The sequence below is a fragment of the Coprococcus sp. AM11-30B genome (assembly GCF_027674365.1).
In the GTDB taxonomy this organism is placed as follows: Bacteria; Bacillota; Clostridia; order Lachnospirales; family Lachnospiraceae; genus Allocoprococcus; species Allocoprococcus comes.
Genome location: NZ_JAQDVB010000001.1, coordinates 75711 through 89684 on the forward strand (window position 1 = coordinate 75711; position 13974 = coordinate 89684).

Annotated in this window: 15 protein-coding genes; all 15 read right to left on the reverse strand. The window is 44.4% G+C overall.

Annotated elements, in window-relative coordinates; translation table 11 throughout:
• Window positions 1-18: 18 nt before the first annotated feature.
• The 15 genes from PGU50_RS00340 to PGU50_RS00410 all read right to left on the reverse strand — a co-directional run bounded on the left by PGU50_RS00340 (window position 19) and on the right by PGU50_RS00410 (window position 13881).
• Window positions 19-534: a Gx transporter family protein gene (locus tag PGU50_RS00340; protein ID WP_270245924.1), complete on the reverse strand. Its 516-nt coding sequence runs from the start codon at window positions 532-534 to the stop codon at window positions 19-21.
• A 15-nt stretch (window positions 535-549) separates the two neighbouring features.
• On the reverse strand, window positions 550-948 hold the full coding sequence (locus PGU50_RS00345) for a NusG domain II-containing protein (RefSeq protein ID WP_270245925.1): 399 nt from the start codon (window positions 946-948) through the stop codon (window positions 550-552).
• A 3-nt stretch (window positions 949-951) separates the two neighbouring features.
• On the reverse strand, window positions 952-1815 hold the full coding sequence (locus tag PGU50_RS00350) for a 4Fe-4S binding protein (RefSeq protein ID WP_270245986.1): 864 nt from the start codon (window positions 1813-1815) through the stop codon (window positions 952-954).
• A 10-nt stretch (window positions 1816-1825) separates the two neighbouring features.
• A complete protein-coding gene (locus PGU50_RS00355; RefSeq protein ID WP_270245926.1) occupies window positions 1826-2260 on the reverse strand; it encodes an FMN-binding protein in 435 nt (144 codons plus the stop codon).
• A 2-nt stretch (window positions 2261-2262) separates the two neighbouring features.
• Window positions 2263-4032, reverse strand: a complete 1770-nt coding sequence (locus PGU50_RS00360; RefSeq protein ID WP_270245927.1) for an FMN-binding protein — start codon at window positions 4030-4032, stop codon at window positions 2263-2265.
• A gap of 28 nt (window positions 4033-4060) precedes the next feature.
• On the reverse strand, window positions 4061-5152 hold the full coding sequence (locus PGU50_RS00365) for an FAD:protein FMN transferase (RefSeq protein ID WP_270245928.1): 1092 nt from the start codon (window positions 5150-5152) through the stop codon (window positions 4061-4063).
• 177 nt (window positions 5153-5329) lie between these two features.
• On the reverse strand, window positions 5330-5863 hold the full coding sequence (locus tag PGU50_RS00370) for a GNAT family N-acetyltransferase (RefSeq protein WP_270245929.1): 534 nt from the start codon (window positions 5861-5863) through the stop codon (window positions 5330-5332).
• Window positions 5864-7015, reverse strand: coding sequence for a double-cubane-cluster-containing anaerobic reductase (locus PGU50_RS00375; protein WP_270205732.1), 1152 nt, complete (start codon window positions 7013-7015; stop codon window positions 5864-5866).
• A 5-nt stretch (window positions 7016-7020) separates the two neighbouring features.
• Window positions 7021-7791, reverse strand: coding sequence for an acyl-CoA dehydratase activase (locus PGU50_RS00380; protein WP_117557240.1), 771 nt, complete (start codon window positions 7789-7791; stop codon window positions 7021-7023).
• 248 nt (window positions 7792-8039) lie between these two features.
• Window positions 8040-8786: a tRNA pseudouridine(38-40) synthase TruA gene (gene truA / locus PGU50_RS00385; RefSeq protein ID WP_118198722.1), complete on the reverse strand. Its 747-nt coding sequence runs from the start codon at window positions 8784-8786 to the stop codon at window positions 8040-8042.
• A gap of 11 nt (window positions 8787-8797) precedes the next feature.
• A complete protein-coding gene (locus PGU50_RS00390; RefSeq protein WP_117557106.1) occupies window positions 8798-9622 on the reverse strand; it encodes an energy-coupling factor transporter transmembrane component T family protein in 825 nt (274 codons plus the stop codon).
• A complete protein-coding gene (locus PGU50_RS00395) occupies window positions 9619-10482 on the reverse strand; it encodes an energy-coupling factor transporter ATPase (protein ID WP_118217489.1) in 864 nt (287 codons plus the stop codon). Before PGU50_RS00395 ends, PGU50_RS00390 begins: the two co-directional genes overlap by 4 nt.
• A complete protein-coding gene (locus PGU50_RS00400) occupies window positions 10467-11318 on the reverse strand; it encodes an energy-coupling factor transporter ATPase (RefSeq protein WP_270245930.1) in 852 nt (283 codons plus the stop codon). The genes PGU50_RS00395 and PGU50_RS00400 overlap by 16 nt, the downstream gene beginning before the upstream one ends.
• Before the next feature lie 140 nt (window positions 11319-11458).
• Window positions 11459-12148: a GTP pyrophosphokinase gene (locus PGU50_RS00405; protein WP_117557112.1), complete on the reverse strand. Its 690-nt coding sequence runs from the start codon at window positions 12146-12148 to the stop codon at window positions 11459-11461.
• Between the two features lie 89 nt (window positions 12149-12237).
• The gene (locus PGU50_RS00410; RefSeq protein ID WP_117557114.1) at window positions 12238-13881 is read right to left on the reverse strand and encodes a PucR family transcriptional regulator; all 1644 of its coding nucleotides are present in this window, start codon (window positions 13879-13881) and stop codon (window positions 12238-12240) included.
• Window positions 13882-13974 lie beyond the last annotated feature (93 nt).

Consider the following 13974-nt stretch of genomic DNA (forward strand, 5'->3'; position numbering starts at 1 on the left):
AACCCATAATCAAAAAAATTATCCTATCTGTGCCACTCTCTCCGATTCTCTTTTTACGATCGGAAGCAGCTTTTTACTTATCATTCCCATCACAAATCCGGTCACTGTACCGGCGATCAGAAGTGCCGGCAGATAATAAATCAGTTTCAGATTCTCTACTACAACGGATGCCACGATAATCTGACCGATATTGTGCGACACGCCTCCCGCGATACTGACTCCGGCTATGGAAAATCCTTTCAGCCTCTTCATCAATGCCATAACCAGAAAGCTTAAGATTCCTCCTGCCAGACTGTAGATGACCGACATTCCATTTCCAAATAAAAAGCCGGTCAGCAGGATCCGCATAACTACCACCAGAAATACTTCCGGAAGCTCCAGGAAATACAGCCCGGTCACAGTCACCAGATTGGCAACTCCGAGCTTCATTCCCGGTATCCCGAAATTGATCGGTATTAAGCTTTCCACATAACTGAATATCATTGCCAGTGCAACCAGCATTGCCATATTGGCAAGTTTTCTGTTTTTATTCATCTGCTGTTTCCTTTATCATTTTGCGATCGTGTCAGGGACTATATCTTCGGAATCCGAAGTTTCCAATCCCTGATCATTCTCATTTTCCAGAATCTCTACTACGAGCTTATGTGGCAGACAGACGATCGTCTGTGTATGTCCGCTGATTTTTCCCTGTTCCTCGCAGTAACCATCCGGACAATTCGCCTCTTCCATATACGCCTTTCCGTCTTCGATCCTGATCCGGTTATAAAAATCGCCATCCTTTACTTCGATGGTCTGATCCTTCGATAAGGAATACGTTCCATAGATTTTCCCATCCAGCGTAATCTGGATCTGGTTTCCTTCTTCCCCTCTCGTCAGCTGCATCACAAGCAGCATCGCAAGCGCAATCACAATAATGCCTGCTCCAAGTATCATATCTTTCTTTTTCATCTTCTATACACCAAGCCAGAGCAGAAGCGCCAGTAAGATCGCCGCCCGTAAAATCGTAAACCAGAATTCATTTCCGCAAATTCCTTTTACACCGGTATGAATATTTCCTTTCGGGCAGGTATCAATACATTTCTGACACTGGAAACAGTCACCTTCTACCCTCGGCGATCCATCTTCCGGAAGTCCGATGTTAGAAGGACATTTCTTCGTACATGCCTTACATCCTTTGATGCAGTTTTCCCGATCTCTGTGAAGAGCGAAAAACGGCAGGATCGGAAGCAGCGAAAAAACTGCTCCCATCGGACAAAAATTTCTGCAGAAAAAACGTTCTTCAAAGCACATTCCTGCAAGGATCAGAACCAGAAGGACGAGTCCCACCAGATATCCGCCAAGCTTAAAGTTGCCGGCATGGAGCATGGAAAATACATCCCACGGGCTGGTTCCTTTTGCCTTGCTGTAGACGCCGGCAAAGCACAAGATTGAAATCAGTGCCAGTACAATATATTTCAGATAACAGAGCTTTTCTGTCCACGCTTCTGCAATCTGAAACGGTTTCTTTTTCATTTTTTTACAGATCCACACATAGAGTGCATGCACGCCGTCTCCCATCGTACCGAACGCACAGGCAAATCCGCAGAAGAATCTTCCGAACAGGATCGTATAAATGCAGATCACAACCAGCACTGTCACGAAAGTGGTCATGGCAACCTTTCCCCCTGCACCGATCTGTGTAAATATGTATTTCACTCCGGCAAATGCCGCTGTATACACAGATGGGATAAACAGGAAATACAGTATCTGGATCAATGCTCTCAGCCATATATGTAATTTTTTTATATCTTTCGCCGTTAAATTATGAATATCCATCTTTTTCACGTTACTTTACCGCCTTTTCCAGAGCCTGTTCCGATGCATTTTTGATTCCGGTCGAGCTGAATGTCGCACCACTGATCGTATCTATATCTGCGCTCTGTGCATCGATGATTTGGGGAATAATATCCTTTGCCATGGAAAGGTATGCTCCGTCTTCTTTCTCTGCAGATATCACATTGATTTCCGCGATCTTGCTTTTCTCAATCTTTACTTCTACCTGGATCGTTCCGCCAAATCCATCAGCTTCCCCGGTATAGGTTCCGTCCTTGTAGTTTGTGGAACCTCCATTTTCGCTGTCTGATTGTCCGTTTCCGGCAACCTGTGCGGAAAGCCGGGCGATCTCGTCTTCTTTTGCACGGGCATCCAGCACCGAATTGTATCCAAGAAGAATCCCCACGATCGCGAGCATACTTACCAGTCTTACCCAGAATTCTCTCATTGTTATTCAGCCTCCGTATCTGTCGGTCTTTCTGCTGCTTCCAGTACTTTTTTGCATCCTTCCAGGATCGCATTGGAAGAGCAGGTTGCACGGGAAACAGTATCAATATCCTCCGGCATTCCTTTATCTATGATCTGGGATACCACACCTTTTATGCTTGAAGTACCATTTGCAGCTTTCGTGATATATCTGTCATTACTGCTGTCCCCATCGCCCGTGATATCCGTGATTGCCATAATCTTGTCGTCGCGGATCGTCACCGTCATCGTCAGATTATATTCTTCAAAATCTTCGTCATCATCCGGCTTACAAGGAACGGTCACCTCATAGATTCCACTGATATACTTTGTATTTTCCTCATCTTTTCCGTCTTTCGACTCAAGCTGTGCGATTGCTGTTTTCAGCTTTTCCACCGCTTTATCAACCGCAGTCTGTTTCGTTTCCTCAAGTGCATCTTTTGCGTCCGCAAGTCTGGTCTGCAGAACTGCCCAGCTTGTTTCTGTGTATTTATCTTCTTCCAACTTTTCTGCTCTCTCGATCAGCTCTTTCAGATCAGTCAGATCCGGCTTCTCATCAATGGGTTCTCCATTTGTCACTTTCTCTGCCTGTTTCAGTGCATTCTTGATTGCATTTAACAGTCCTTTGGAACTGTAGGTTGCTCCTGACACAGTATCTACATCGTCTGTCTTCTGTGTCCTTATCACCTTTTTCACAATATCCATTGCCCGATTGAAGAACGCCTCATCATCGGAATTTTCTGTGATCAGGATTGCTTTGATCGTCTTTTCCTGGATCACGACTGCAACGGATACATCGCCGCTGTAGCCTTCTGCTGTTCCGTAATAGATTCCTTCCTTGTACGGAACGGTTCCGGTCACAGTAGAATTATTGTCGTCTGACGAACTATTGTTATTGCTGTTATTACTATTGTTATCCTGTGTGCCATCCGATGTCCCGTTTACCGCCGCCTGGCTCAGCGCATCCCGCACTGCCTGAATAATTCCGACCGAACTGTAGGTTGCCCCGGACACCGTATCCACATTGGTGCTCTGCTTCGCGATAATAGAATCGATCAGAGAAGCTGCTTTGGAAATGTAATCGCTTCCGTCACTGTTCTCCACGATCTGGATGGATGCGATCTTTCCTCCGCTGATTTCTACCATAACCTTCAGTGGACCACCAAATCCGGTTCCTGAACCGTAGTAGGTTCCATCCTTATATGCTGCCGCATCCTCTACTTTTGCCACACTGGTCGAACTTCTTGCTGCCGCCGCTGTCTGGCCGGACTGTGCCTGTCCTGTCGTGCTGTTATCCTTTTCCCCGGTCAGCGCATTTTTCACCGCACTGATGATTCCCCTGGAACTGAAAGTTGCTCCCGATACAGTATCCACATCCAGTGTCTGTCCTTCGATAATCTTGTCGATCACTGCTTTTGCCCGTGAAAAAAATGCCTCATCATCGGAAGAACTCAAAATGTCAATCGAAACAATCTGCTTATCCTTGATCTGTACCGATACGGTAATGTCTCCTGCATACCCGGTTCCGGTTCCTTTATATACGCCATCCTCCAGATCAAACGAACCTTTGGCTGCTGTCTTTTTTTCTTCTTTCTTCTCTTTTGTCTCTTCTTTTATCGGTGTTTCTTCCTGCGTCGCTGCATAGACCGGCGCTTCATATCCGCTTAAGGAGCCTGCCACGCACGCCGTAACCAGTGCAACTGAAAGAACGGGTGCAAACGGTTTTAATTTTTTACCGGTTTCTTTGATGTCCATCTCTCATTATCCTCTCATTTCACGCAAATTATTTCGTAATAACCTTCATGTCAAGATCCGTTGTAAAGCTGTCTTTCAGACCTTCTGTCACATAAATCGTTCCGTCATCTGTCTCAAGGATCGCCTCAAACTCATCACTGTGCGCCTTCCAGAACTCTGCCGCTTTTTCTTCTCCCATGATAAAAAGCGAGGTAGAAAGTCCGTCTGCAAGGGTTCCGTCCGAGCTTACGATCGTGACAGATACTAGTCCGTTCTCTGCCGGATATCCGGTCTTTGGATCAATAATGTGATGATAGGTCACACCATCCTGTTCAAAATAGCGTTCATATCCACCAGATGTGATCACCGCTTTATCCCGAATGGATAAAACTCCCAGATAATCCTCTGTGTCGTCCGGACTCTGTACCGCAACCCGCCAGTTGCTTCCGTCTGTCTTGGTTCCGAGTGCCTGTACATTTCCACCCAGATTTACCAGACCACTTGTAATCCCGTTTTCTTTGAAAATATCCATAATCCGCGAGGAAGTATAGCCTTTTGCAATTCCTCCAAGGTCGATTTTCATCTGGTCATCTTCAAAAGAGATTTCTCTTGTATCCTTATCGTATGAGATCTTCGCTGCATCCACATGCTTCAAAAGCCCTGTCAGTTCGTCAGCTGACGGGACACGGAAATTCTGTGTCGGAAATCCCCACGCCTCCATAACCGGATAAATTGCGATATCAAATGCCCCATCCGTTTCCTTATTCAGTTCCAGTGCGCGCTTCACAAGATATCCTCCATCTTCTGAAAGTGCTGCACTTTTCTGTTCATTCAGTTTCGCAATCTCACTGTCTGCATTTCCCGTTGATAAAAGTGTATCTAATCTTTCAATCTCTGCTTCAGCGGCATCCACCGCATCCTGTGCTTTTTCTCCATATGCTGTCACTGTCATATAGGTATCCATTGCAAAAATGTCTTTTGATGCCTCGGTATCCGAAGAAGCCTGCTCCGTACTCTTTTTCGAACTGCCTGTACTTTCACTTTTTTTACTCTTTGTCGTATCCTGTCCACTTTGACCGCATCCGCCTGCAAATACAGATGCACACAAACAGACCGCAATGATCTTATTTATGAATTTCATTTTGTTCCCTCTTTGTTTGTATATTCTAACTTATAGTAGTTTATATTATCACTAGTTAGCATGTCAATATTAAAGTTATCAGTTAAGAAACTTTCTCATTTTAGCTCTTTTTGCTGTACACAAAAAGAGCTTACACAAAATGTTTCATTACACTTTCTGCAAGCTCTTTCACTTTTTCTAATATTCTAATGTTTTACTCATAACATATCTTCGTTGCCCGCCATACTTCTTTGTCTCGAGAACTGCCTTCATCCCAAGCTTTTCCATATTGCGAAAACTATATATATTATCCGGATGAACTGTTGCCATCAGATACCGCATCTGCTTATTTTTTACGATTTCTTCTGCTTGACAGAAAAGCTCATATTGCAGTCCGTATCCCTGATACTCCGGTTCCACAACAGCAATCTCCAGATGCGCAACCCGCTTCATTTCTTCCCTGGAAATCTTCAGATATTCTCCCAGGTTGTCCTCTACCAGTCCGGGAATACGGACAATCATGATTGCTGCAGTCTGTCCATTTTTCTTTGCCAAAAGGGTAAATCCTTCCTCACAGATATGCTTTGCAAGAAATTCTTCATCCTCTGCCTCAAACCATTCTTTCACGGGAACACTTTCTCCGGCAAGCTTTACTATACGACAAATTTCAGGAAGATCCTCCTCATTCGCCCTGCGGAACTGAAACGCATTTTTCTTCGTCATACTCTCCATTTACAGCATCTCAACAAACGCAGCAAGTCTGGTGTTCAGCTGTCCGATGTCTGCCTGAGAGTAATCGGTTTCCACACTGATATACGGAATTCCCTTTTCACCTGTTACAAACTTGCGGATCGTATTAGTCTCCACATTGTAGGTATGACAGGCCTGAAGGATCATATCTACCACACCGTCTACCTGATATTCGTCGATCAGTCTTCCAAGAAGCTCCAGACGATTCGGGTTCGGCGTCATAACAGAACATCCAATGCTAAGGTATCTTCTTGCGATTGCATCGTAGATATCTTCTGCGTCCTCGTCTACCAGCTTGTCAATGGATTTTGCACCGCTGCAATTTTCAAAAGTTACAACAATACCACCGTTGTCTTCTACGGCACGGATTACTTTTTCAGTTGCTCCTCCGATTGGACATCCTGTGATCAGAATACGCGGTTTCTTCTCTTCCATCTTGCCTTCTGCATATTCTTTTTCAATCTTCGCAGTAAGAGCATCCACTTCGCCCGGGATCAGGGAACGGTCAAATTTGAAGGTGCTTCCGTACAGAACTTTGAACAGATCCTGTCCTTTGATCGGAGCCGGATCATGTTTCATCACTTCATAAAGTTTCTTTAAGGACTGGCGTGCCTGATTCTCTGTCTTTACAGCTTCACGGATCTGCTCTTCCGTGATCGTCACGCCAAATTTCTGTTCCAGATATTCCTTGAAACGGATGATCTCGCCTTTCCAGAGCTGAAGTCCCGGTTCTCTCTGGCTATTCGGAAGTTCCATGATAAATACATCTTTGAATTCTGACATATATTCATACATCTTCTTCTTTCCATCACAGGTTGTTTCCCCAACTACTACGTCTGAGAAATAGAAGAATGGACATTTGTCTGTCTTTGCAAATCCATAACTTGATTTGATCAGCGGACAGAGATTCTTCGGAAGATCCTTTTCTGCCTCCGGAATCGTCTCGTCCGAAGTCGAGCAAAGGCTTACACATCCTGCTCCCATCGCCATTGCAATCTCTTTCGGGAAATATGTACAGTAAGATCCCACAACCGGAACACCTTTTTCTTTCAGTTCCTTAACAGCCAGAAATGATTTCTGTCTCTGCTCCGCAAATTCTTCAAATACCTCTGGCAAATCTTTAATCAGTTCCATCTTCATTATCTCCTTTTGTCTTTCTTTTCTCTGGCAAGAAGTGCTGCCCCGTATGCCCCCGCAAAACGGCCAAACTCTTCTGATTCCACTTTCTGATCCAGCTTGTCTGACAGGATTCCTGTGAAATAAATGCTGTGACTGAGTCCTCCGGTCAGGATCACTCTGTCTCCAAGTTCCTTTTTCTGCGCAAGCTGCACTACTTTATTGGCAACAGAATCTACAACTCCGGCCGCGATATCTTCACGCTTTTTTCCTTCTCCGATATAGTTGATCACCTCAGATTCGGCAAATACCGTACAAAGTGAGCTGATCGGAATAACTTCTCCTGCTGCCGCCATATCAAATAATTCATTGATCGTAACACCCAGGCGGTTCGCCATGATCTCCAGAAACTTTCCGGTTCCCGCCGAACATTTATCATTCATCTGGAAATCGGCTACCATTCCATTCTGTACAACGATCACCTTCGTATCCTGTCCTCCCACATCAATGATCGAACAGTCCCCCCCTGCAAGCTCACGCCCACCTCTGGCATGGCAGGTAATCTCTGTAATTACATGATCTGCAAAATCAACTGCGATTCTTCCATATCCTGTAGCAACTACCTTTGTATCATCTGAGGTAACATCTATCCCCATCTCAAGCAGCTTATTCTTGATCTTTTCGCACGTCTCTTTGCTGCTCCATCCTGTCGGCAGTACGAAATGTTCTTTCTTATCTCCTTCAACAACAACCTTGGATGCTGTTGATCCGATATCAATTCCTACATAATTCATATTTTTTCCCTTTTCTCTCTTTAATGACATCCTGTTTCTATGCTGTTTTCCCAAAATGCCTCTGATTATTAGGATAACATTTTCACAATATTTCTTCAATAAAACTGCCTGTTTTACTTATTGTTTATCCGAATAGATTAACTTCTCTATAGTTTTTTTCTATCGCAAAAATTCCTCCGATATGTAGTACCTTCTATTCGGAATTTCCTGTTAAAAAAATGAGCCTGCCTAAAAAGCAGACTCATGCACTATTCTTCATTCTGATAGCTGATTTCCATCAGGCAGAGTCCTTGCGGCGGTGCCGTGACCGCTTCCCTGGTTCTTTCTCCGCCTTCCAAAAGTTCCTTTACCTTTTCCGGTTCGTAAAATCCTCTTCCGACACGCACCAGTACCCCGGCTATGATGCGCACCATGTTATACAAAAATCCATTTCCCGTAATCCGGATCGTAATATGCTCTCCGCTTTGCAGAATCTGCAAATCCGTGATTGTCCGCACCGTTGTCTTTGCATTAGTACGGATACAGCAAAATGGTGCAAAATCGTGTTCTCCTACCAGATAAGCCGCTCCCCGCCTCATCTGCTCCACGTCCAGATCAAAACTTACAAAGTAATTATAAAGCCTCTCTGTCGGAATCGGCACTTTTGTATTGATGATGTGATATTCATAGGTTTTCAGAGTATCCTGATAACGCGGATGCCAGTTAAGATCCACCTCATCTGATTTTACAACTACAATATCTTTCGGAAGACGCTGATTCAGAGCATAAGAAAAACGTTCTGCCGGTATCCTGCTTTCCGTGTCAAACACAGCAATATTTCCTCTTGCATGAACCCCGGAATCCGTCCGGCTCGCCCCTATCACCTGAATCTCTTCTCCGGTGAGCTTGCAGATTGCCTTATTCAGCACTTCCTCAATCGTAATTCCATTTGGCTGGATCTGCCAGCCACAATAATTTGTTCCATCATAAGCCACTGTTAATCTGATTCTTCTCATCTTCTGACTCCTTAAAAAATCCACAGCTTGAATGGAACATATCTTCCAACAACAAATGCGATCACCACATACAGGATCGTAATCAGGTATGCCATGTGGTCAGCACTTTTATAAATCAGAGGTTTCATCTTGGTTCTGCCATTGCCGCCGCGATAACATCTTGCTTCCATTGCCATTGCAAGATCATTGGCACGGCGGAATGCGGATACAAAAAGCGGAACCAGGATCGGAATCATTGCCTTTGCCTTCTGGATCAGATTTCCACTTTCCATATCCGCACCTCTGGCAATCTGTGCCTTCATGATCTTATCCGTCTCCTCCAGAAGAATCGGAATAAAACGAAGTGCGATCGACATCATCATCGAAATCTCATGTACCGGTACATGGAGCTTATTCAATGGGTGAAGAAGCTTCTCCAGACCATCTGTCAGTGAATTCGGTGTAGTTGTCAGTGTCATAAGTGAGGATCCCATAATCAGATAAATCAGCCGGATCGCCATATAAACCGCTGTGCTTAAGCCGTACTCCGTGATCTTGATAAAGCCCACATGGACCAGTGTTTCTCCGCCCGGTGTCAGAAATAAGTTAAATCCTACTGTGATCAGAAGCAGAATGATAATTGGCTTCAGTCCTCTGACAATGAATTTGAACGGTACCTTCGACAGCTTAATGCATCCAAACAGGAACACAGTCGCAAGTACATATCCCAAAATACTTTTAAATGTAAAAAGAGAAATCAGGTACAGCAGTGTGCATACAATCTTCACACGCGGATCCAGCTTATGGATACGGCTGTCAGCCGGATAATATTGTCCAATTGTTATGTCTCGAATCATTTGGCTGTCCTCTCCTTCTTCAGTGCTTTCATAATGCCATCCGCTGCTTCTTCTATCGTGGTTGCATCTGTCGGAACATCCATTCCCTTTTCCTTCATCTCATGCATGATGTACGTTACCTGTGGTGCTGCAAGTCCCACACTTTCCAGTTCTTTGTAGTGTGCAAACACCTTCTTTGGCACATCATTAAACATGACGCTGCCTTTATTCATCACAATAATACGATCCACATATTTTGCAATATCTTCCATACTGTGGGAAACTAAAATGACAGTCATATCTGCTTTTTCGTGCAGATAGGCAATCTGATCCAGGATCTCATCTCTTCCCTTCGGATCCAGTCCTGCAGTCGGTTCATCCAGAACCAGTACCTTCGGACGCATTGCCAGTACACCTGCGATTGCTGCACGTCTTTTCTGCCCGCCTGACAGATCAAACGGGGAATGATCGAAATATTTTTCTTTGAGACCAACAAGCTGCAACGCCTCTCTTGCCCGCTTTTCACATTCTTCCGGTGAAAGTCCCTGATTCTTCGGTCCAAAGCAGACATCCTGAAGTACATTGACCTCAAAAAGCTGATGCTCCGGATACTGGAAGACCAGCCCGACCTGATTTCGCAGCTCACGTAAGTTATAGTTTTCTCCGTAAATATTCTCTCCGTTGTAATAAAGTGCTCCGCTTGTCGCCTTGATCAGTCCGTTCAGATGCTGGATCAGTGTCGATTTACCGGAGCCGGTGTGACCAATGATCCCGACAAATTCACCGTGCGGGATTTCCAGAGACACATCCTTCAGCGCATGCTTTTCATATGCAGTTCCTTCACTGTATACATAATTGATATGTTCTAATTTAATCGACATAATATCTCCACCAATTCTTCCTTCTTCAAAACTCCCGCCGGAATATCAAGTCCTCTTTTTCTCAGCTCGTCAGCAAGGATCGTCACCTGCGGCACATCCAGTCTATAGTGCTTTAAAGTATCCACCTGCGAAAAGATTTCTCTTGGTGTTCCCTGCATTACCACATGACCGTGATCCATTACGAATACGTGATCTGCATCTACAACCTCTTCCATATAATGGGTGATCAGAATCACTGTAATGTGTTCTCTTTTTCGCAGCTCCATCACACTTCGAAGTACTTCTTTTCTTCCATTCGGATCCAGCATCGCAGTTGGCTCATCCAGTACAATACACTTTGGACGCATTGCCATGACACCGGCGATCGCAACCCTCTGCTTTTGCCCACCGGACAATTTATTCGGTGAATGGTGACGGTATTCAATCATCCCAACCGCTTTCAGGCTGTCTTCCACTCTCTTCCAGATCTCCTCTGTCGGCACGCCCAGGTTCTCCGGACCAAATCCCACGTCTTCCTCAACGACCGTTCCTATGATCTGGTTATCCGGATTTTGGAATACCATTCCGGCGCTCTGACGTACATCCCACAGATGCTCTTCTTCCTTCGTGTCCATTCCGTCTACCCACATGGTTCCGTCAGACGGAACCAGCAGGGCATTCATATGCTTTGCAAGTGTAGACTTCCCAGAGCCATTATGCCCCAGGATCGCAATAAACTGTCCCGGCTCGATATCCAGCGATACCTCATCAATAGCGCGGCTTTTCCCTATAATATTGCCTTCTTCGTCACGCTTTGCATATTCAAATACAAGTTTATCTGTCTTAATCATTTTCATAGTATTTCCTCATATCCATTCTGTAATATATCTGTCCATACTGTACTAGATTATAACCTAACTGCAATGCCTATGCAATTGATTTCCTGATTGTATCAAAAAAAGAATGCGCCTTCGCACATTCTTTCCCTGTGTTTCTACTACATTTTTTCAATCTTATCCCTGAGTTTCAGCATTTTTGCATCCAGCTCAGAAATTTCATCTGCATAGGTTTTTAATTCCTTTGCAACCTCTTCATTCTCTGTCTTCTTATAAAATATCTGGTACTCGAGCACAGACCAGTAATCCATTGCCACCGTACGGAGTTGGATCTCCACCTTTTCCTTCAGTGGTCCTTTGGATGAATAAATTGGGACCTCCACGATCATGTGAAGACTCTTGTATCCGTTCTTTTTGGGATTCTTAATATAATCTTTCTCACGGATGATCTGTACATCTCCCTGCGCTTTCAGACGGTCTGCGACCTCGTACACTTCATCTTCAAATGGACAGACCACGCGGATTCCGATCAAATCCTTCAGTTCTGCTCTTGCCGTGTCAAAATCCGGCTCCAGGCCTTTCCGGATCAGTTTTGTATAAATACTCTCTGCCGTCTTCACTCTGCTGCTGATCTGGTTGATCACAATATGGCGTTTCTTGCGCGAAAGATCTGCATTTATCATATTCAGCTTTGCTGTAAGAAGATCGATTGCAGCTCTGCATCTGAGCTGATACTTCTGATCCTGAAGCGAACGGTCTATCTCTGCAATCTCTTTTGCAGCCTCTGTCCGGATCAGCTTTTCAGGGCACTTATTTTTCTGCTTTATCTTTGCCTTCTGTTTCTTTGGCATAGGCATCTCCCTCTTTGTCTTTTTTTTCACACAATATACATTGTATCATCTTTTGCCCTGAAAATCATCAATTCTTGTTCAAGGAAACGTTAAATTTTTTCTTCCAGATTCAAAAAGCGCAGTAAAAGCTCTGCATTCATCCGTGCAATATTATCGCTCCAGTCAATCTGCAGAAGTTCGTTTACCTTGTCGATCCTCTTCCTGATCGTATTGATATGTACATATAATTTTTCAGCCGTTGCGCTGTAGTTCATATTATTTTCCAGATATACTTTTAAAGTCTTTAAAAGCTCGATATTCTTTTCATCTTTCAGGAGTACACTGTAAGTCGAGAGCATATGAGTAAGCTCTTCTTCCGGAATATCCAGCCATGCAAGTGCACCAAGCTGAGAATACTCCCATGCAAAAAGGCTTGGATAAATCATTTTCCCCATATTCAGTGCTTTCTGACATTTCTCTATGCTCTGACGGATATGCCCAAGAGAAGCGGCATCCAGTGAATAACCAAATTCCAGTGCCGTCTCCGGACAGCTCTTCAGAACTCTTCTCCGGAATTCTTCCAGAAGTGCAAGGATATGACCTTTCTCCCAGCCTTCTTCTCTGTCTTCCAAAAAAAGAATTCCCACATTTTCTCCGATCATTGCGATTCTGGCATATTTGATCAGACTGCTTTTCCTGTAAGCCTCAAGGATCTCTTTTCTCCGGTTTGGAAGTTCTTCCTGATTGTCCGCGCGCCGGAACAATACATACCTGTATTTTGTACTCATGGAAATTCCCTGTACATTCGCCTGAAACATCATCTTCTGTGTATCATCTTCCGTTGCACTCAAAGCGTATAACACAAAGTTCTCAAATCCGATATTTCCCATGTTCTGTGCCGCTACGATCTGCTCATATAATCCCTGCAGCATCAGATAGGCAATCCGGATACTGTACTCATCATAATAATCCAGGAATTCCCGCGCTTCCATCACGGCAAAATACGCCTGTACACTTCCATTTACAGAAATCGGGACCCGTATCCAGCTGATTCTCGGTCCCTCCTGGTGACTCTGATTCACAAGACGGTATCTCACCATGTCCATGTAATCACAAAGCGTATGCCGGGTATACGGCATTGACGGCTCCCAGAAATCCTCTGTTTCAAGTCCGAATCCTTTCGCTATCTTCTGAAAATTCATCGAACTGTAATACGCCTCTTCTTCTACAAAATCATATAAAAATGCCGGGAAACCCATCTCAGCCTCCATCGCCTGCAGGATCCGCTTGATCTTCTGCTCTTTATATGAAAAATTCGACATCTGAAATGTCATATGACTGGTATTGATCCGCAGCCTGCGTATGGTCCGGTTCAGCACAGCAGTATTAATCTGGCTCATCACTTCCATCCATGGTGCTGAAAATGGCATGGAGATAAGGGGCACCTCATACTGATCAAAAAGCTCCAGTATCTCCTCCGGTATTTTCTCCAGATATCGTTCTCTTTTGATCATCATTCCCGCTGATTTCTGGACACTTCCCTCCCGGAATGCTTTTTCAATACAATCTGGTTCCTTTGCAATAACGTACCCTGATGAAAGTACCAGTTCCTTCCCTTTTGTCCAGTGGAATGCATCCGGTGCCTCCATAACTGTGATCCCCTGGATCTCACGGTGCAGTCCCTTTGCCCCCGCCAGAACGTAAAAATCCTTAAAATATTCCTGCGATAATAATTCCTGTATTGCGATACCCATTTCTGTCTCCTGCCTGACTGCACTTATCCCCCTCACACAGTCTGTTTTTCTCCTATTTTCTCAGTGTAACATTCATGAAAATTCTTGTCAAAT